We start from the raw sequence: 19,170 nt of genomic DNA on the forward strand, positions 1-19,170 counted from the left end.
GGGCTTCCCGCTGGCCGTGAGTAGATGATCTGCAGTTCGCCCGCAAATCAATCAACCGCGCGTAGGAACCAGATTCCAATCGAAGCTGTTGAAGCTTGGCCCGCTCCCCTTATCACTACCTTGGAGCGTAACCACGATGTCCTTTTCGACTGGGAAAGCGGCACTCACCAATATCCGGTGCCGGCCTTCGATAGAGCGATAACGGAAGTAGGCTCAGTGCTAAAGGGATATTCGATCCAAGGCTGGCACTGTACTCGCCTGACAGACAAGGAAGTTGCAACGATGCAGTCTGATGGCGCACACCTACCCAAGGCGCATGTACTAGACCCGGTTTGGTTGCACGTAATGCACGACGCACGCCCGATGCGGGAAACATTGCAGAAGGCGTGGCGTTGCTTGCCCGTCACGAGCAAATCAACATTCTGCAACCGGCGATGTACAACGATCCATCTTTCGCGCTGCTAATGCGCGCCAACCAGTTCGCATGGGCATTGCATATTCCGACCGGATCGGCGCTGGAAATCCAGCTCGCCTTTGCGAATAAGTGTACGGCGATGGGAGCCAATGCTAAGAACGAACGTTTCAGTAATGAGCCGCTCGCGAATCTTGCCGATCCGGATCAGCGTATGGCATTCGTTATGCGAGCCGCACAGCGCTTCGACCAGTTGCTACGCCATCCGCTTCAGAAATACGACGTTGAAAACTCCCTTTACCTCATCGCGCATCCAAGGTAGACATGCTGAGTCGAAAAATCAGGTGGCCCGCATATCTCGTTTGCGCTGTAGTTGGCTGCGCTGCCGTATGGGGACTACTCACATTCGTGATGGCAAAGCCTGTTGACGAAGTCGTTCTTACGCTCGGCGAACCTTACGAGCAGGTACGCAGGCAATCCCACTCAACGCTTCCATTGCTGACCGAGGTTAATTCCGTCAACTTACACGTGAGGCGTCCGGCAATCTTTCGCCTCAGTGATCCGCGATACGGTTTCGCCACTCCGACAGCGAAATTTCTAAGTCTCTATGCCAATCAGAAAGGCAACGTGACACTCGTCACTTTGTCGCCGCAGGTTGAGACACTACCGCTTGACGAGTCGATGGCAATCCTCACGGACATACAGAACCAATTCAGACGAGGTGGGTGGAAGCCGTTTCACTCTTCGATCAACCGCCCCATCGAAGACACTAAGGCGACGCGCGAGGCAATTCGGGCGTGCACCGCACCAACAACACGATGGCAGGCCGACGACAAATATCAGGTTTCGCTCAACATACGGTGCTTTCGGACGGACGATCGACCTGACGACGAGCGCTACCTGATTACTCTGGATCTTAGTCTTCCCGTCTTCGACGATTACCCTGACGACTGAGGCGCAGTCCGGACAGTGCAGCGGCAAAGAGAAAATGGAAAAAGGGATTGGGAGGCGAGTCCCCTTCGGTCATCCAAAGTGGTCCGGGCCGGCTTCCTCCGCGGCGGGTCGCATTCCGTTCAAATGAACCACAAACGCGCTTGACCCGACTACCATAGTCACCTTCACGATCGAAAGCATGTTCAACAAACATCCTTTCGATCGAGATGGACACTACCCCCGCTTTCACCGACGACGAATTCCTCGAAGCCTTCCTCACCTGTCGGCTGCCCCCCTCCGCGTTCAATCATCGCAACCATCTGCGCGTGGCGTGGATTCACCTGCAGCGCTTCCCGCTCGACGAGGCCATCGAGCGTGCCTGTGCCGGCATCGCCCGATATGCCGCACACCTCGGCGTACCCCACCGATACCACCGTACAATGACCGAAGCGCTGATCCGGCTCATGGCGGGTGCCGGGGCTTCGGATCCATCGGTATCGTTCGAGGACTTTCTCGCGCGCGCACCGGCCTTTTCAGGCGCGTGGCGCACGCTGATCGACGCGCACTATTCGCCCGATTTGCTGGCCCGCTCCGATGCGCGCTATCGCTTTCTCTCACCCGATCGACTTGCCTTGCCGTCATGACACGACTGACTCTCGGACGACTGGCTCGCGAGGTAGGGCTCGCGCGCTCCTCGCTCCTTCACTACGAATCGCTCGGTCTGCTAGTACCGTGCGGACGCAGTTCCGCCGGCTATCGGCTCTACGACGAGACGCAACGCGAGCGGCTGCGCGCGATCCGCGCTTACCGTGCCGCCGGGCTGCCGTTGGCCGCGATCCGCGACGTGCTCGCCAATGAGGAGGACGCGGCCGCCCAGATCCTTGAAACCCATTTGATGGCGCTGACGGAGGAAGTCGCGCGTCTTAGACACCGCCAGAAAGCGATTGCCACGTTGCTGGCCCAACCGTCGTTTCGCCGTCGAGGACGCAGGCGTGGAAAGGACGCATGGGTTGCGATGCTGCGTGGCGCGGGCTTCGATGACGCCGATATGGATCGGTGGCATGCCGAGTTCGAGGCGGAGAACCCCGAGTCGCATCTGGCGTTCCTGGGTTCGCTCGGGCTGACACCGGAGGAGGCAAACGCAATCCGCCGACGCGCGAGATTGCCATGCAAGAGCCCCTCCTGATTTACGACATGAACTGTGCGATCGATGCCCCGCACCGCAGCTTCCTCTCGACAGGCCACGTGCTATCTATATTGAATTCGACACCTTCCGCTCGGGCGTGCTCGTGGACGTCGCGGCGGAGCGCTTGACGCCATTGAAGTGGGACCGGAGCCTGGGCTTTCTATACGCGGTCGAAGCGATCGAGGCCGCGCTGTTGAGCGTGGCGGATGGCGGCGATTGACAAGCATCATCGCGTCGAGAAAACTGGATTGCGGCACGACCTATATAAGCAAGTAGCCGTATGTCTGATTTCAAGAATAGGGAGACGCGTCATGCAGCTTCTTGACCACGTATCGATCGGCGTTCCTGACATCGAGGCGGCGCGCCGTTTCTACGATGCGATCATGACGGCTCTCGGCGCGAGCAAAGTCTACGACCGACCCACCGCCTTGGGTTATGGCGAGCGTTGCACGCCCGACGATACGTCATCGACCTATCTGGCCGTCTACCTCGATCCTGGCGAAGTCAAAGAGAACAGGCGGCACTGGTGCTTCAAGGCACCGTCCCGCGATCATGTCGATGCATTCTTCAAGGCAGGACTCTCGGCGGGTGGAAAATCCGATGGCGCGCCTGGCTTGAGGCCTCACTATCACCGAAGCTACTACGCGGCGTTTCTGGTCGACCCCGCCGGCAATCGCGTCGAAGCCGTATGTCACGCACCCTGAGCGCTAAGCGGCGACCTCGCATCCCGCCTGCTCCAACACCACCTGCGCCCGCTGATGCAGATCGCCGCCAGCCAACGAGGCATCCGGTGACCTGACCCAGGCCGCGATCCGCAACGTCGCGCCGCCCTGCTCCGGATACTCCGCGACCGACACCACCGGCGCGAGCGTCGAGCCGCTCAGCACGCGGGGCTCGTCGGCGACGAGCTTCTGCAATTGCCCGATCGCCGCATCCACGTCCTTGCGCTGCGCGAGTTCCACCTCGACCTCGATGCGCTGCGTACCGCCGCAGCTGTAGTTGATCACCGGATTGCTCCAGATCTGGCTGTTCGGCACGAACACGATGTTGCCGTCACCACGTTCGATCCGCGTGGTGAAGAGCCCCACCTCGCGCACGATCCCGGCCGCGGCGCCACTACCCTCGATCACGTCGCCGACGCGAAACGGCCGCAGCAACAGCAGCATCATGCCGGCCGCGATGTTCTGCAACGTGCCTTGCAGCGCGAGGCCGATCGCGAGGCCGGCCGCGCCGAGCACGGCCAGTACGCTCGCGGTCGCGATCCCCACTTCACCGAGCGCCGCGATGAAGACGAGCACGCGCACGGCCCACGTGCCCATCGCAGCGAGCATCGGCGCGAGGGTCTTTGCAAACATCGCGCCGACGCGGTTCGACAACCACCAGCCGATCACCACGATCAGCACGGCGATGGCGATATGAACGACGTCGTGCGTCAACGTGACGAGCAGCGACGGCTGAAGATGAAATAAACGGTAGAGGAAGTCGTTCATCGTCGGCCTGATTTCGTCTGGTTAGTCCAGACGGCTGATCAGCACGATACGTTCCTGTACAACCGCCATACCGAGCGGCACGCGGTTTGCTATTGCGCCGACGAAGCTCGACGGCGTTACACGCCGCGTGGCAGCGCCGCCTCGATGAACACCGCGCACAGCGCTTCCATACCCTTCGCGTCTTCTTCGTCGAAGCGCGCGACGACCGGGCTATCGACGTCCCACACGCCGATCAGCGTGCCATCGGGCGCGACGAGCGGCACGACGATTTCCGATTGCGAGGCCGAATCGCACGCGATATGGCCGGGAAACGCGTGCACGTCGCGCACGACCTGGGTCTGACGGGTTTGCGCGGCCGTGCCGCAGACGCCCTTGCCGAGCGCAATGCGCACGCACGCGGGCTTGCCCTGGAACGGGCCGACCACCAGTTCGCGGCCGTCGTGAAAGTAAAAGCCGGCCCAGTTCAGATCGCTCAACGAATGAAAGACGAACGACGAGAAATTCGCCGCGTTGGCGATCCAGTCGGTTTCGCCGGCGAGCAGCGCGCGCGCCTGGGCGACCAGTTCTTCGTATTGCGCGGCTTTGGGCAGATGCGAGGTGGCGGAAACTTCGAACATGACGGCGTCCGTAATCGGTGCGGGATAGAAAGCGATAAGGCGTGCAGTGTAAAGCAAGCGGATTTCCCGCGCGCGCCAGCGTGTCGATCACTGGGTACGCGCCGTGCGTTGACCTCGCCGCCGCACCTCTCGACGTTCGTTCGGTCGCCCTTTTTAGCTTTCAGGTCAATATCATTATATTAATATTGCATAAAAATAAATCAAGATACGTTTTTCCTATTTGGATCAGCTATATTCACCAATCCATTCGATTTGATTTTTCGAGATATTTCGATGCCAAACGCAAATGCAAATAAAACAATGAGTGAGGCCGGCTATACCGCCCTTCGCTTCAATGAAGGTGTGGTTATGCGCTACTACAACGATGCACCCCAAAACGGCAATTGCACCTGGGGTATCGGCACATTAGCCCACTTCGGGCCGTGTACGGAGGAAGAACTCGCGCGAACGGTTGTTCCCGAACAGGCAAACGCTATCCTGCAAACTCGGGTTCGGGACGCTGAGGCAGTAGTTAAAGCCGTTGTTACGAAGCACGAATTGACTCAGGCACAATTCGATGCCGCCGTGTCTTTTGCTTATAACTCCTCCAGGCAAAACACACGCGACGTGCTAAACCCCGCAAATAGGGGAGACATGACAACCGTTGCACAAAAAATGATGCTCAACGTGATGATCACGCCGCGTGACCGCACCGGACGAAAGATCGGCCCTGCGAAAATAAGCCGGGGATTAATGAACCGCCGCCAACGAGAATCCGCGCCCTTCGGGCAATCGACACAATGACCACCGGCAAGCTTTTTTTATATGCGACTCTCGCACTTGCCACTTGGGTAAGCGTGTGCGCGGCACAAACATCACATGCGACGATCAATGATTTCGTCGGCGATTGGGTCGTGACCGAGGTAGTCGACTATGCCGATATTTCCGGCGGCATTCCCGAAGCGAAACGGATTCTTGGCATGACCATGAAAATTACACCGCAATCTATGAGTTTCGACAATGAAACATGCGAGCCGAACACGGGTTTTATTGTTAAAGAAATTGACACAATTTCAGAGTTGACAAAACAATTCGGCATTCGCGTGAATGAGACCGGATTGCCCGCCACAGCAGCTTTCGTCGATAGCGACAATTGTTTCGCGGTTTTCCGGATGGATGCTCACAGAATTGTTTTTGAATGGGATGGCATCATTGTTCGCGCCATACGCGACAAGTGAAGGCTCGTCGCGTACCTGCATCCGGTCAGAATCCAGGTACCCCTTAGGCAACACGGCCCCATGGACGGGCCCCTCTTACTGATCGACCCCGATAATCACGCTCGACGCCTTGAAAATCGCTGTCGCCTTCTTGCCGCTCGCGAGGCCAAGACGCTCGACGCTGTCGTTCGTGATGATCGCCGCGATCTGCGCGGCGCCCGCGCTGATCGTCACTTCCGAATTGACCGCCCCCTTCGTCACTGCCGCGACGGTCCCCTCGATGCAGTTGCGCGCCGACACCTGCTGTTTCGCGACATCGACCATCACGATGACCGAGGACGCCTTCACGAGCGCAAACGCCTGCTTGCCGGTTGCAAGCCCCAGCGACTTTGCGCTGCCGTGCGTGATGATCGCGACGACCTCGAGACCGTCCGCGGTGCGCAGCGTGACTTCGTCGTTGACGGCGCCGTGCGTGACGTTGGTGACTTCACCGCTGAACTGATTGCGTGCGCTGGTTTTCATGGCGTGCTCCCTGTCGATTGAGGCGCGTGACGACGCGCGAGGTGGACGAATAGCCCGAGTGTAGCGGAAGCCACGCGCGCCGCCGCCGAACATCCAATGCGCCGCGCGCAGCGCCGACACCGTATCATCGTGCCCTTGGACCTCATACGCCGAATCTTCATGCCCGTCGCCGTTTTCTCCCGCCGTGTCTGCCGCGCCGTCGTGCTGTGCGCGGCCGTCACGACGCTCGTCGCGTGCAGCACACCGACGCCACCGCACGACACGCACGCGTTCGTCGACAACGTCACGCTGTTCCCGCTCGACCACTACGACCAGAACGTCGATCACTGGCTCGATCCGGCGAGCCCCGACTACGATCGGCCGTTTCTCAGTGCCGCCGAACAGCGCGCGCATTTCGACGCGCTGTCCGCGCGCTACTTCGGCACGGACGCGAACGCGCCGTCGCCGTGGAATCCCGCGTGGGTCACGACACGCGTGTTCCGCGAGCAGGGCGAAGATATTGCGGCACTGCAACAGCGTCGCATCGACAAGTTCGACAACACCGGCAAGCACGGCAGCGTGATCGGTTACGGCGAAAACTTCCGACCGCACGACAAGGCATGGATCGACGCGATCGCGCGCAACATCAACGTCGCGCAGTTCACGCAAACGCCGGTCTATCAGCCCGGGCGGCGCGCCATCGCGAGCGGCAATCTGATGGTGCGCGAGCTGCCGACCACCGACCCGTCGTTCTACGACCATCATCTGGCCGGCGAAGGCTATCCGTTCGACAACCTGCAGATCTCGGCGGTGCGGCCGGGCACGCCGCTTTATGTGCTCGGCAGCAGCGTCGACGGTGCGTGGCATTACGTGCAGACACCCGACGTCCAGGGCTGGGTGCGCAGCGACGGCGTCTCGTTCGCCGACGCGCGTTTCATCGATCAATGGCGCGCGGCGGCCGGCAAGTCGCTGGGCGCGGTGATCGTCGCGTCGGCGGCGGTGAACGACAGCCGCGGCATGTTCCGCTTCGACGCGCCGGCCGGCACGATGCTGCCGTTGGTAGCGCAGCCGGCAGCATCGACGCCGAACGCCGACAACCCCGCCACGCGCCAGCTCCTCGTTCCCGCGCGCGACGTCGACGGGCACGCGCTGATCCGCACTGCGTCGCTCGACGCCACGCAGATCGCGCCGATGCCGCTCGCCGCGACGCCGCGCCATCTCGCGATGCTATTGAAGGCGCTGATCGGCCGGCCGTACGGCTGGGGCAATAGCGGGCTCTACAACGACTGTTCGTCGGAACTGCAAAGCATCTTCGCCGCGTTCGGCGTGTGGTTGCCGCGCCATTCGTCGACGCAGATGAGCGCCGGCCGCATGGTCGACCTGTCGGACTCGACGCCCGCCGAGCGGCTCGACTATCTGGCGCGGCATGGCGTGCCGCTGCGCACGCTGATCTATATCGGCGGCCACGTGATGCTGTACCTCGGCAACACGACGCGGGACGGCCTCACGGTCCCCGTCGTCTATCAGGACGTCTGGGGCTTGCGCCCGGCCGACAACAGCCGGCGCGCGGTGATCGGCGGCTCGGTGATCCTGCCGCTCGACGAACGCATTCCCGAGGACGCGACGCTGCAGTCGCTCGCCGCAACGCACACGTTCCAGATCAGCATCCTCGGCGCGCCGGCCGGCAGCGCGGCGCCGGCATCCGCGCCGCCGGCGGACGAGGAGAATCCGGCGGGGTAGATGGCGCGGGCGCCCTCGCGCTTGCCCGCGCCGATAAATATTTTTTTCGGAGTGTCGATCCGACGGTCACAAACTCGTCGTAACGTTGAAGACCCAGCTCACGCAGCCGGTCTTTCCACTGAGGAACCGTTACTTCAAGGAGTCACCGTCATGTCCAGTGCCGCTGTCAAACCGATCCCGGACGGGATGCACTCGCTCACGCCGTACCTGATCTGCAAGAACGCCGCCGAAGCGATCGCGTTCTACACCAAAGCCTTCAATGCCGTCGAACAGATGCGTCTGCCGGGGCCGGACGGCAAAGTGATGCACGCGAGCCTGAAAATCGGCGATTCGGTGCTGATGCTGACCGACGAATGGCCCGAGCATCAAAGCTTCGGTCCCAACACCCTGAACGGTACGCCGGTCACGATTCATTACTACGTGGAGGACGTCGACGCGAGCTTCAAGCAAGCGGTCGACGCGGGCGCGACCGTCACCTTGCCCGTCACCGACATGTTCTGGGGCGACCGCTACGGCCAGGTCAAGGACCCGTTCGGCCACCGCTGGTCACTCGCGACGCACAAGCGCGACCTGAGCGCCGAGGAAATCCAGCAGGCGATGGCCGCGATGAAGTGTTAGTCGGGAAGTGAGCGGCCGGTGGGCACCGGTCGAACGCACGACCGGCGCCCACCGACAGCACCCCAGGAGGAGCAACGTCATGCAGAAAATCGCGCCGTGCCTGTGGTTCGACGGCAATGCCGAAGAAGCCGCGGATTTTTACATGTCCGTGTTTCCGGCTTCGCGCATCGCCACCACGCTGCACTACACGGACGCCGGCCCCGGACCGGCAGGCAAGGTCGTGGCCATCACGTTCGAACTCGAGGGCCAGGAGTTCATGGCCCTCAACGGTGGCCCGCAATACACCTTCACGCCGGCCATCTCGCTGTTGGTGCACTGCGAGTCGCAGCAGGAAGTCGATCACTACTGGTCGAAGCTGCTCGACGGCGGCGAGCCAGTGGCATGCGGATGGCTGCGGGATCGCTTCGGCGTGTCGTGGCAGATCGCGCCCAACGTGTTGCTGGAGATGCTGCGCGACCCGGATCGCGAGAAGGCCAGCCGCGTGATGGCGCAGATGATGAAGATGGTCAAGCTCGATATCGCGCCGCTCGAACAGGCGTACCGCGGCGAGTAGAAGGCACCACGGCGAGGCAGCACGGCGCGTGCGTGTGCCGCGCACGCGCGATCTTTTGATAGGATCGGTCTCGACCCCAACACGGCGAGACAACCACGGTGCGCGTCAACCATCAGGCCTTCTTCTGCTCGCTGTTCATCGCGCGTCTCGCCGATCAGATCCTGCTCTTTCTGGTGCCGCTCGTCGTGTTTCAGACGACGCGCCAGGTCTCGTGGTCGGGCCTCGCGTTCTTCATCGAAACGCTGCCGCGCTACCTCGTGTTCCCGTTCTTCGGCGCGCTATGCGACCGCTTCCCGCCGCTGCGTCTGATGCGGCTGAGCCAGGCGGTGCGCGCGCTCGCCTGTTTCGGCGGCATCGCCGCGTATGCGCTGTTCGGCGGCATCGGCTGGCTGATCGCGCTGTCGGCCGCGTGCGGCGTGCTGACGAGCCAGGGGCTCGTCGCGCGCGAGGTGATGTTGCCGCAGATCTTCAGCACGCAGCAGATCCAGAAGGTGCTCGCCTATTCGCAACTGGCCGATCAGCTCGGCTTCGTGCTCGGACCGATGCTCGCCGCGCTGATGCTCGGCATGTGGCGCTGGGAATCGGTGGTCGCCGTGACCGGCGTGCTGTTTCTTTTCGCCGATGCCTCGCTGTTCGTCTGGCAACGTCTGAGCGGCTTTCGCGCGCCGGCTCCGTCGTCCGCTCATGCGTCCGCTCATGCGTCCGCTCATGCGTCCGCTCATTCGTCCGCTCAGTCGCTCGCGGCCGCCGCCCACTGGACCATGCCGCTGCGCATCGCACTCAATCACGTGTGGACGCTGCCGGGCCTGAAGAAGGTCATCATGCTCGCCGCCGCCGAGAACCTCGTGATCGGCGTGACGCTCGCGACGTCGGCGGCGATGGTGACGGGGCTGCATGCGCAATCGAACCGCTACTACGCGGGTCTGCAAACGGCCGGCGCGATCGCCACGGTACTGGTGTTGCTGACGGTCGCGCGTGCTGGCTGGCCCGCGCGCGTGCTCGGTCTCGTCGCGTTCGTGACGATCTGCGCGGGTGGTGTGATCGCGGGCGCGAGCGCATCGCCGTGGGGCTATGCGCTCGGCTTTCTGCTGATCGTCGGCTTCGACAAGATGTTCAACGTCTACATCCGCAGCGCGCGTTTGCAGATCATTCCGCCCGAGGACTATGGCAAGACGATCGGCGTCGCGATTCTGCTGAACAACCTGACCCAGCCGCTCGCCGGTCTACTCGTCGGCGTGTTCTCCGCACGCACGCAAACCGGCCCGCTGATCGTCGCGTTGTCGCTGACGATGGGTGGCATCGGCGCGGTGGTATCGATCGGCTCGGCGCTGCTGCGCCGCAAGCGCGCGTGGGCGCTCGAAGACTGAAGACCGAACACACACACAAAGTTACCCACAGTTTTTGTTGGCAAATCTGTGCATAACTTCCCGGAAAAGTTCGCAAGCCTTTGATACGGCTGTCGTTTTTTCTTCTGCATCGAAGGTTCGGCAGCGCACGGAGTTTTACCTGACTTCATGCGGGACCGGAAACTCGTACACCGGCTTGCCGACGTAATAGCCCTGCGCGTAGACCGTTGGCAGCGCCGCGAGCCATGCCATCTGCGCGGCGCTCTCCACGCCTTCGACGACGGTGCGCATGCCAAGCCGCCCGAGCATGTCGATCACGCCGCGGATCACGTAGGCGCTGCGCGAATCGTCGCGCAGCGGTCCATGACGGAGGAATTCGCGCGCGAGCTTCACGGCATCCACCTGCGCGCCGGCGAGTGACGCGAGCGACGCATAACCGGTGCCGAAGTCGTCGAGCGCCAGTTGCACGCCAAGCGAGCGCAGCGGCGCGGTGAACTCGCGGGTTGCGACGAGAGGGAGCGTCTCCTCGTTCTCGACCAGTTCGAGTTCGAGACACGAAGCAGGCACACAATGACGGCGCGTGATCTCGTCGATCATCTGCACCAGCGAGTCATCCAGCAGTTGGGACGGTTGAACGTTGACCGCGACGCGTGGCAGCGCGCCGCCGGCTTGCGACGTTTCGCGCAGCCGCTGGCACGCGACGTCGAGCACGAAGCGCGTCGCCTCGTGCGCGACCGCAGGGTCGTGCAAGGCCGATGCGAAGGCGCCGGGCAGCAGCAACCCATACTGCGGATGCCGCCAGCGCAACAGACATTCGACGCCAAACAGCGCGCGAGTTTGCGCATGCACGACAGGCTGGAACGCGACGGCGAACTCGCCCGCGCGCAGACCGGCGATGATCCGCGCGCCGAGCACCGCACGCTTGTGCGCTTCGCTGTCTTGATGTTCATCCACGGACTGCCTCCTCGATGACCGGTGAATGGTTTCATCGGGCTTCACACGCCCGTTAGCTAATAATCACCGCACACTCTAATTCCAATTTAAAAGACTGCGTCATTTTGTGGCGTAATTAGCCGAAATTCCGACGGGACGATCACGAAAAAGAAAAGGTGCACGCAGCATTTTTTTCATCGATGATAACGCGCCAAGCCGCTCTGAAATGCCCGAAAACCGTGCATCAGACTGCGAATTTCAGCGCTGCCTATCCAAATGAAAATCGGGAGAACGAGCCGCTTGCGTTTCGGATATGCGTATTGGCAACCATTCGATATGAAAATCAGATCCTGATTTTCACTGCAAATAGTTAATTAAACTGTCAAAAATCGTTAGATTCAATTTGTTAAATTGAACTGTGAAATCACGATTGTCAAATGCATCCGCAATAGTTCGCGTGTCGAATAGGGAACAACGAGGCAATCATGGCCAGCATGCTTGCTGTCGACCGATAGATCCTGAGCCTGGCCGAGGGGCGCGCGGGCGCGGCGGACCGCGCCCGCGGCCCGCGACCTCGCGCTACGTGAAGCTACGTGAAGCTGTGTCGAAGCGCTCGACAGCGCGCGAATCTGACGCTCAAGCCGCCACGGCCTGCGGCAGCGCGAACCCTTCTGCCCCCTGCTCGCCGCCCAGTGCATCGATCAGGTCGCGCAGCATGCGATCGAGTTCGGCCGTCATCAGCGCGACGTCGGAATCGAAGCGCTCGTCGTCGTTCTGCGCGGTCGGGTCGCTCGCTTCCTTGAGCACGTCGAGCGGCGTGATGCGCTTGATCGTCAGCGACGGCGTCAGCACGAACGACACGCGATCGTTCCATGTCATCGCGAGCCGCATGCATTGCTTGCCCGCCTCGATGTGCCGGCGCATGTCGTCGGCGTCCAGCGTATGTCCGACATAGCGCACCGTGGCGTTGCCCTCGGTGGGTGAACGCAGCTCGGTGTCCTGATCGAGCGTGAAGCCCGCCGGGGCGTCGCCGTCGAGCAGCCAGCCGGTCATCGCCGCGACCGGCGACTGCGCGACGCGCACCGTCATCAGCGGCAACTGGTCGATCGATTTCACGAGCAGCCCGCGCACATCGTCGGCGACCGCCTGCGACGCCGCGTCGATCACGAGCCAGCCATTCGTGCAATCGATCCACACGCGCGTGTCGCGACGGATGCTGAATGCGCGCGGCCGCAACTCGTCGGTGACCTGCTCTTTCAGGTCGCGCATCTGCTTGCGGCCCGGCTTGAAACCCTGCTGCTCCTCGATTTCGGCCGCGCGCTCGCGCGTGATCTGCGTGACGACCGACGCGGGCAGCAGCTTCTTCTCGGCGCGGAACGTCAGCAGCATCTGGCCGTTCATCGCGTAGACGAGGGAGTCGCCATCGCGCGGCGGCGCCCAGCCTTGGGCCTGCATCTCGATGCTCTGGCCGGGCGCGAACGCGTACGGCGCGAGCCACTTCTGCATCTGTTCAGGGGTGACGGACCACGGAGCGGGCAGACGGTGCAGCTGAAGGTTTTTGAACCACATGAGCGAAGTCGGTTTTGGGCAAAGCGCAGCATTTTATCCGACGAGGACCCACCAGGGCGTTCTGGCGGCCGCGATTCTGCAGAGGGATGATTTTCAAAAATCGAATGAAAATCCTTCTATCCACAGACCGATTATCAAATGCGGACGTTGTCCGCAGAATGCGCTTCATCCACCCACTTCCGAGGAGCGCACCATGAACCGCCAATCGATTTCCCGCGTCGTCCGTCAGGCTCTCGTCGCCGCCAGCCTTGCCGGCGCGCTCGGCGCACAGGCCGCGGATTCCGCCAACGACGCAACCCTGCCCACCCCGTATCACGTCGCCGTCGACACCGCCTCGCCGCAAAGCGCCGCGGTCGTGCTCGCCGCGCGCCGCTACGCAGCGTTCTGGAACACCGGCGACGAAGCGTACGCGCGGCTCGCGCTGTCGCCCGCGTTCATCGATCGCACGCTGCCGGACGGCCGCCCGCAAGGCCCGAACGGTCCGTTGCAGGCGTCGAAGGGTTTTCGCGCGGCGGTGCCCGACCTGCACGCGGAGGTCGACGATCTCGTCGTCGCCGGCGACCGCGCGTCGGTGCATCTGCACTTTCATGGCCACTTCACGGGCCAGTTCGGGAACCTGAAGGGCGACGGCCAGACCGTCGACTTCCAGGCGTTCGACCTGTATCGCGTAGCGGACGGCCGCATCGTCGAAAACTGGCATCTCGAGGACAACCTGACGCTGCTGAAGCAACTCGGCGCGATCAAGCCTTGATCGCCAGGCCTTAATGGCTTGGCCTTCGCCGCCCGGCCGCGCGTTTTGGCGGCAAATCACCTAGACTTTTTGATAGAACAGACCCAGACGGAGGCGGTCATGGCCGACGAAACCGCAGACTGGCAGACGGTGCAATACGAGGGCTTCGAGATTCACGTGTCACCCGTCGCGAAGGACCCGCCCGACGCAGCCCATGCCGGCGACGCGGCGGCCGCGCAAAACAGCCGCTACACGTATCTCGGCTACGTCTGCCATCCGGGCGCCAATCCTCATCTTCCCGGCCATGCGGTGCCGTTTCACGCGGACGGCGAGGAGAGCTTCAAGAGCCGCGACGACGCGCTATACGAAGCGGTGCATGTGGGGCGCAGCATCATCGACGGCACGCATCCGGATCTGACCGTGCTGCCGCTCGTGACGGGCGGCGTCTGAGGCGCGCCGCGCGTAGGCTCACGCCCAGCAACGAGGCAGAAGCCCGTCAGCCCAACGCGCGTTTGATGCGCGACTTCAGTAGCGCACGGCGCAGCCGGCCGGTACGCTCCGGTTCGCTGACCGCGAGCGCGCCGTCGAGGGCGGTGCCGCGGCGCAGGTAATAGCGGTCGAAGGTTGCCTGCGTCATCCCCCATTTGTTGAGGAACTGGCGACGCCCGTCGTTCTTGACGATCTTGCCGGTGCTCTTCTGCTGGAAGTGATAGACGAGACTGTCGCCGACGCCGACGAACGTGCGACAGCCCGCGTCCCACATCTTCATCGAGAAATCATTGTCGCTGCTCATGCCGGGGCTCAGTTCGCTACTGTAGCCACCCACCTTGAACCACCAGTCGCGATGCACGAGCGTCGGCGGCCACGTCGCGCCGCGCCAGTCGGCGCGCACGAGCCCCGGCGTGGCGGCGATCAACTCGTCGGCGCGAAACACCTGCGCGTCGCGGCCGAAATCGCGCACGACCACGCACGGATTGCCCGAATCGACCGGCTCGATCATCGTGCCCGACAGCATGAACAGGTTGTCGGCGGGCATCTGCGCGAGACGCCTGACGAGCGCGTCGTCCCAGCCGGGGCAGCAGTACATGTCATCGTTCATGTAGACGATATAGTCCTGCGTCGCGCGGGCCGCGGCGATATTGACCGCGTGGCAAATGCCGATATTGCCGGGCGACGCCGTATGCTCGATCCCCTCGTCGCGCACCCACGCCAGCGTGCCGTCCGAGCCGTCGTTCACGTGCACGATGATCTGGTGCGGATGCGTCGAATGACGCCGCAGGCTTCTGATCACGAGGCGCAGATAAGGCAGGTTGTTCCAGGTCGGGATGATGATTGAGAACATCGAGTCGGTCCGTTGAGCTGCGTGCGGGCGCGGCAAGCGCCGCGCCCCGCCTATGAGTGTCGCGCGATTGTACCGCCCCCGCCCGCTCGCACGACAACCACCGCGCGCCCCGCCCCAGCGCCCGCCGCGGGGGCCTGCGCTACCTTTCCGCGTACGGCAGCAAGCATTTCGCAAGGGAGCGCATGGTTATAATCCGGATCGCTCTACCGTCTTGAAAACCTCAAATGGTCCCGCGCCCCTGCAACTTCACCACCGGAACGGTAGTGTTTCATCGATAACGTAGGCCTATGATTTTTGCTCCCAGCCTGCTCTGGCTCACGACGGCTCTGCTGTTTTTCGCGCCCGCGGTCAATCTGATCTGGCGCGGCGGCACCGGCTACTGCTTTTTCGCACTCGTCGCGCTCGCGCTCGGCGCGGCCATCGCCAACCGGCGCATGCCGGGCTATTTCTCCGCCTTGCGCACCTACCGTTGGTACACGATCGGCATGCTCGCGTTCGTCGTCGGCATCGGCGCGCAGCAACTGGTGCTGGGCTACTGGCTGCCACGCGAGTTCGACTCGGTGTCGCGTTTCATGTTTGCGCTGCTGGTGTTCCTGCTTCTGCGGCAATTGCCGTCGCGCAATCTGCGCATGATCGGCTGGGGCTGCGCGGCCGGCGCGCTCGCGGTCGGGGTGTGGGCGTTCATCGCTCAGCCGCCCGGCGGCTGGACCGACGCGCACCGCCTGAACAACTCGTACACGAACGCGATTCCGTTCGGCGATACCGCCCTGCTGCTCGCGTTCCTGTCGGTGTTCACGCTCGGCTGGGACAATCCGCGCGACTGGCGCGTGCTGGCGCCGCGCGTCCTCGCGCTGGTGTCGGGCGGCTATGCGTCGTTTCTGTCGGGCACGCGTGGCGGCTGGCTCGCAGTGCCCATGTTCGTCGTGCTGCTCGGCATGCAGTACCACTGGTTCACGCACAAGAAGCGCCTCGTGATCGCGACGCTCGCGATCGTGATCGCGGCAGGCGGGCTGCTGTCCACTGAACGGGTGCAGAAGCGCTTAGCCGAGGTGCCGAGCGATGTATCGATGATGCACAGGGGCGACGACAACACGGCCACCGGCCTGCGCTTCGAACTGTGGAACGCATCGCGGATGATGTTCAAACGGCACCCGGCGTGGGGCATCGGCAAGGGCCACCTGGTCGACGAGCTCGGCGTGATGGCCAAACGTGGCGAAGTCAAAGCCGAGATCGTCAACGAACGCGCGCATAGCGACTTTTTCTCGACGCTCGCCGAGATGGGTGCGGTCGGCGTGATCTGTCTGCTATTGCTCTACTACGGGATGGCGGTGTATTTCTGGCGCCACCGGCACGCGAGCGATCCGGCGATTCGCGCCGCGTCGTACGCGGGTCTCGCGGTCGCGACGAGCACGGTAATCTTCGGGCTCACGATCGACGTGCTGGTCCCGATCATGGTCACGGTGCTGCTCGCCTTGCTGGTGGCGACGCTTCTGGCGGTGATCGATGCGCGCAAACGCGAGTTGCGAAGCGAAGCCCCCACCACGCCGGCGGCGCTGGTGCGCGAAACGCTGTCGCGCGATTGATTCGAGCGGACATGGCGGCCGGCGCGCGCAGCGCCGCCCTCATCGCCCCTCATCGCCCTCATCCCCGCGTGAACACCTCGTAAAGCGCCGCGACGTGCGCGTCGACGCTCGGGTCGTACACGAGGCTCTCGCGCGGCGCCGCGATCCGCGCAGCGCCGCTCCTGGCGCGTTCCACCGCCTGCCCGATCGCGCGCTCGAAACTGCCCGCGGCCTGCCGCGAGAACTCGATCTTCGCCGCGCCGATCACGGTCTCCGCCGAGCCGACGTTCTCGGCGATCACAAGCGGCGTGCCGCACATCACCGACTCGACGCCGACGAGCCCAAACGGCTCGTACGCCGACGCGACCACCGTGAAATCGGCGGCCGCGAACAGCTTCTCAATTTCCTTGCTATAGCCCGCGTAACGGATCGTGTCGCTGGTCTTCGGCACCGGGCGCCCTACGACGACGAGGCAGACCGGCAGCGTCGTGCGCGAGAAAAACGCTTCGAGCAGCGCATAGCCCTTGCGCTCGTGACTCGTCGACGAGAACACGAACATCACGCGATCGTCGGGCACGCCCAGCTGGCGGCGCACGGCGGCGCGCGCGCTGGCGTCGAGCGGCTTGAAGCGCGCGGTGTCGACCGGCGGATACAGCACGTCGATGCGCGCGGCCGGCACCTGATAGAAGCGCTGCAACTCGCGGCTCATCAATTGCGAATGCGCGACGATCGAACGCGCCCGCGTGTAGACGCGCCGCTCGAGCTCGATCTGCCATTCGTCGCTGCGGCGCGGCGCGCGACCCGCGGCTTCGAGCGAACCCGGATGCGTGCCGCCGCACAAGGCGACGTCGGCATACGTCGAGTGATTGATCGAGAACACGCACGCCGGGCGATGGCGCTTCAGACGCTGCTTCAGACGCCAGTCGAACGCGAGGTTGCGCAGCTTGCGCGGCGCCCAGCGCACGTTGAGCGGCTGCGCCTCGATCCATGCGGCTTCAGGCAGCGCGGGGTCTATCTCGCGCGCGAACAGCGTCGGGCGCAGACCCAGCCGATGCAGGCCGGCGATCACATCGCGCGTGTAGCGCTCGGCGCCGCCGCTGTTCTTCAGCGCCTGGGCGGTCAGCGCGAGGTCGGTGAGGGGACGGCGGTTCGGGTCGCGGGTCGGCTCTGACAAGGATCGGTCTCGGTGAGGCGCACGCGCGGATGAGGACGTGGGCACTAAGTTTCGGGGCAGCGGCAATTGTAAAGGATGGGTTTCGCTGCGCTCAGGTCGCGGTTCCCGCGCGATGCCCGCGAGGTGCCCAGGTTCAGCGCGCGCGTCGCGCGGCCCGGCCGCCAACGGCTAGAATCTAGGCCAATCGCCTTCGTCCCGACTCCATGACCGACAGCCCGACGCCCGCCGCAACCGAAGCAACCGACGCCACCGACGCCACCGCCGACACCGCCCGCCCGCTCGTCTCGATGCTGGTGATCGCCTACAATCAGGCGCAGCAGATCGGCGACGCCGTGCGCAGCGCGCTCGCGCAAACCTACGAGCCGCTCGAGATCATCGTTTCCGACGACGCGTCCAGCGACGCCACCTTCGCCGCGATCGAAGCGGCGCTCGCCGGCTACGCAGGGCCGCATCGCGTGATCGCCCGGCGCAACGCCGTGAACCAGGGCATCAGCGCGCACCTCTCGCAACTCGCGCAACTCGCGCGCGGCGAGCTGCTGTTCGTCGCCGCCGGCGACGACATGTCGGCGCCCGAGCGCTGCGCGCGCGTGGTCGACTGCTGGCTCGCGCATGGGCGCCGCCCTGATCTGATCGCAACCGATCTGGCCGACATGGACGAAGCCGGTCATCTGCACGAGCGCGTGAGCCCGACCGAGCTCGACCGCTATCGCAGCTTCGACGACTGGCTCGTCGAGCGTCCCTGGCTGATCGGCGCCGCGCATACGTGGTCGCGACGCCTGATCGAGCGCTTCGGGCCAATGCTGCCAGGCGCCGCGGCCGAGGATCAGATCATGGTGCTGCGCGCGATCCTCTCGGGCGGCGCGATCAGTCTGCGCGAGCCGCTGGTGCGCTACCGGCGCGGCGGCCTATCGCGCAAGCGCCGCTACCAGTCGGTCGACGAGCTGATCGCGCGGATGCGGCAAAGCAATCGCTACGGCCTCGCGGAGCTCGCCCAGCTGCAACGCGACGCGCAGATCGCCGGGATCGGCGAACGCATGCGCGCGGCGATGGCGCCGAAGCTCGCGCGCGAGCAGTTCATTCATGCGATGTTCGAAGCGGGCAGCCTCGGCGAACGCATCGGGCTGATGACGCGCAGCGCCGGCGTGAAGCTCGGCTTGCGGATTCGGATGTTCCTGTATGCGAGTTGTCCGGCGGTCTATGCGCCGGGCATCTGGATCAAGCGGGTCGTGCGCGGTAGAAAGGTCTGAAGACGACGCTCGGGTCTGGCG

Annotated in this window: 22 protein-coding genes; 15 read left to right on the forward strand and 7 right to left on the reverse strand. The window is 63.6% G+C overall.

Going from position 1 to position 19,170, the window contains the following annotated elements:
* Positions 1–332: 332 nt before the first annotated feature.
* From CI15_RS08785 to CI15_RS08805, 5 genes are all read left to right on the forward strand, one after another.
* Entirely contained in the window at positions 333–734 is a 402-nt protein-coding gene (locus CI15_RS08785) for a DUF2515 family protein (RefSeq protein WP_241495817.1), read from the forward strand.
* An 89-nt stretch (positions 735–823) separates the two neighbouring features.
* Complete coding sequence (locus CI15_RS08790) at positions 824–1,366, forward strand: flagellar biosynthesis sigma factor (protein WP_241495818.1); 543 nt, start codon at positions 824–826, stop codon at positions 1,364–1,366.
* 206 nt (positions 1,367–1,572) lie between these two features.
* A complete protein-coding gene (locus CI15_RS36945) occupies positions 1,573–1,989 on the forward strand; it encodes a hypothetical protein (RefSeq protein WP_062126479.1) in 417 nt (138 codons plus the stop codon).
* Positions 1,986–2,531, forward strand: a complete 546-nt coding sequence (locus CI15_RS36950) for a MerR family transcriptional regulator (protein ID WP_062126482.1) — start codon at positions 1,986–1,988, stop codon at positions 2,529–2,531. The genes CI15_RS36945 and CI15_RS36950 overlap by 4 nt, the downstream gene beginning before the upstream one ends.
* Positions 2,532–2,842: 311 nt before the next feature.
* Complete coding sequence (locus tag CI15_RS08805; protein ID WP_062126485.1) at positions 2,843–3,235, forward strand: VOC family protein; 393 nt, start codon at positions 2,843–2,845, stop codon at positions 3,233–3,235.
* A gap of 3 nt (positions 3,236–3,238) precedes the next feature.
* On the opposite strand, the gene CI15_RS08810 is transcribed toward CI15_RS08805, so the two are convergent.
* Positions 3,239–4,021 carry a mechanosensitive ion channel family protein gene (locus CI15_RS08810; RefSeq protein ID WP_062126488.1) on the reverse strand — a complete coding sequence of 261 codons (783 nt, stop codon included), beginning with the start codon at positions 4,019–4,021 and terminating at the stop codon, positions 3,239–3,241.
* Between the two features lie 116 nt (positions 4,022–4,137).
* Positions 4,138–4,638 (reverse strand): GAF domain-containing protein, encoded by a 501-nt coding sequence (locus tag CI15_RS08815; RefSeq protein ID WP_062126491.1) that lies wholly within the window; start codon positions 4,636–4,638, stop codon positions 4,138–4,140.
* 273 nt (positions 4,639–4,911) lie between these two features.
* On the opposite strand from CI15_RS08815, the gene CI15_RS35245 reads away from it, so the two are divergent.
* Positions 4,912–5,421 carry a lysozyme gene (locus CI15_RS35245; RefSeq protein ID WP_075643680.1) on the forward strand — a complete coding sequence of 170 codons (510 nt, stop codon included), beginning with the start codon at positions 4,912–4,914 and terminating at the stop codon, positions 5,419–5,421.
* Entirely contained in the window at positions 5,418–5,855 is a 438-nt protein-coding gene (locus CI15_RS08820) for a hypothetical protein (RefSeq protein WP_062126494.1), read from the forward strand. Before CI15_RS35245 ends, CI15_RS08820 begins: the two co-directional genes overlap by 4 nt.
* Positions 5,856–5,930: 75 nt before the next feature.
* Here CI15_RS08820 and CI15_RS08825 read toward each other — a convergent pair whose 3' ends face one another.
* Positions 5,931–6,356, reverse strand: coding sequence for a TOBE domain-containing protein (locus tag CI15_RS08825; protein WP_062127163.1), 426 nt, complete (start codon positions 6,354–6,356; stop codon positions 5,931–5,933).
* A 159-nt stretch (positions 6,357–6,515) separates the two neighbouring features.
* Between CI15_RS08825 and CI15_RS08830 the strand changes: the two genes are divergently transcribed.
* The 4 genes from CI15_RS08830 to CI15_RS08845 all read left to right on the forward strand — a co-directional run bounded on the left by CI15_RS08830 (position 6,516) and on the right by CI15_RS08845 (position 10,613).
* Positions 6,516–8,075 (forward strand): SH3 domain-containing C40 family peptidase, encoded by a 1,560-nt coding sequence (locus CI15_RS08830; RefSeq protein ID WP_174543213.1) that lies wholly within the window; start codon positions 6,516–6,518, stop codon positions 8,073–8,075.
* A gap of 150 nt (positions 8,076–8,225) precedes the next feature.
* Positions 8,226–8,693, forward strand: coding sequence for a VOC family protein (locus tag CI15_RS08835; protein ID WP_062126495.1), 468 nt, complete (start codon positions 8,226–8,228; stop codon positions 8,691–8,693).
* A gap of 79 nt (positions 8,694–8,772) precedes the next feature.
* Positions 8,773–9,246: a VOC family protein gene (locus CI15_RS08840; protein ID WP_062126498.1), complete on the forward strand. Its 474-nt coding sequence runs from the start codon at positions 8,773–8,775 to the stop codon at positions 9,244–9,246.
* Between the two features lie 98 nt (positions 9,247–9,344).
* The gene (locus tag CI15_RS08845) at positions 9,345–10,613 is read left to right on the forward strand and encodes an MFS transporter (RefSeq protein WP_062126501.1); all 1,269 of its coding nucleotides are present in this window, start codon (positions 9,345–9,347) and stop codon (positions 10,611–10,613) included.
* 135 nt (positions 10,614–10,748) lie between these two features.
* Here the strand turns inward: CI15_RS08845 and CI15_RS08850 are convergent, their stop codons facing one another.
* Both CI15_RS08850 and CI15_RS08855 read right to left on the reverse strand, forming a co-directional pair.
* Positions 10,749–11,546 (reverse strand): EAL domain-containing protein, encoded by a 798-nt coding sequence (locus tag CI15_RS08850; RefSeq protein WP_062126504.1) that lies wholly within the window; start codon positions 11,544–11,546, stop codon positions 10,749–10,751.
* Positions 11,547–12,161: 615 nt separating this feature from the next.
* Positions 12,162–13,094, reverse strand: coding sequence for a recombination-associated protein RdgC (locus tag CI15_RS08855; protein WP_062126507.1), 933 nt, complete (start codon positions 13,092–13,094; stop codon positions 12,162–12,164).
* Positions 13,095–13,287: 193 nt separating this feature from the next.
* On the opposite strand from CI15_RS08855, the gene CI15_RS08860 reads away from it, so the two are divergent.
* Entirely contained in the window at positions 13,288–13,845 is a 558-nt protein-coding gene (locus CI15_RS08860) for an ester cyclase (RefSeq protein WP_062126510.1), read from the forward strand.
* 99 nt (positions 13,846–13,944) lie between these two features.
* Entirely contained in the window at positions 13,945–14,274 is a 330-nt protein-coding gene (locus CI15_RS08865; RefSeq protein WP_062126513.1) for a hypothetical protein, read from the forward strand.
* Between the two features lie 46 nt (positions 14,275–14,320).
* On the opposite strand, the gene CI15_RS08870 is transcribed toward CI15_RS08865, so the two are convergent.
* On the reverse strand, positions 14,321–15,166 hold the full coding sequence (locus CI15_RS08870) for a glycosyltransferase family 2 protein (protein ID WP_062126516.1): 846 nt from the start codon (positions 15,164–15,166) through the stop codon (positions 14,321–14,323).
* Positions 15,167–15,453: 287 nt separating this feature from the next.
* On the opposite strand from CI15_RS08870, the gene CI15_RS08875 reads away from it, so the two are divergent.
* The gene (locus CI15_RS08875) at positions 15,454–16,749 is read left to right on the forward strand and encodes an O-antigen ligase family protein (RefSeq protein WP_062126520.1); all 1,296 of its coding nucleotides are present in this window, start codon (positions 15,454–15,456) and stop codon (positions 16,747–16,749) included.
* 58 nt (positions 16,750–16,807) lie between these two features.
* On the opposite strand, the gene CI15_RS08880 is transcribed toward CI15_RS08875, so the two are convergent.
* Positions 16,808–17,902 (reverse strand): glycosyltransferase, encoded by a 1,095-nt coding sequence (locus CI15_RS08880; RefSeq protein WP_062126523.1) that lies wholly within the window; start codon positions 17,900–17,902, stop codon positions 16,808–16,810.
* Between the two features lie 203 nt (positions 17,903–18,105).
* Between CI15_RS08880 and CI15_RS08885 the strand changes: the two genes are divergently transcribed.
* Positions 18,106–19,149 (forward strand): glycosyltransferase family 2 protein, encoded by a 1,044-nt coding sequence (locus tag CI15_RS08885; RefSeq protein ID WP_062126526.1) that lies wholly within the window; start codon positions 18,106–18,108, stop codon positions 19,147–19,149.
* Positions 19,150–19,170: the final 21 nt, after the last annotated feature.

The organism is Paraburkholderia monticola (assembly GCF_001580545.1).
Taxonomy (GTDB): Bacteria; Pseudomonadota; Gammaproteobacteria; order Burkholderiales; family Burkholderiaceae; genus Paraburkholderia; species Paraburkholderia monticola.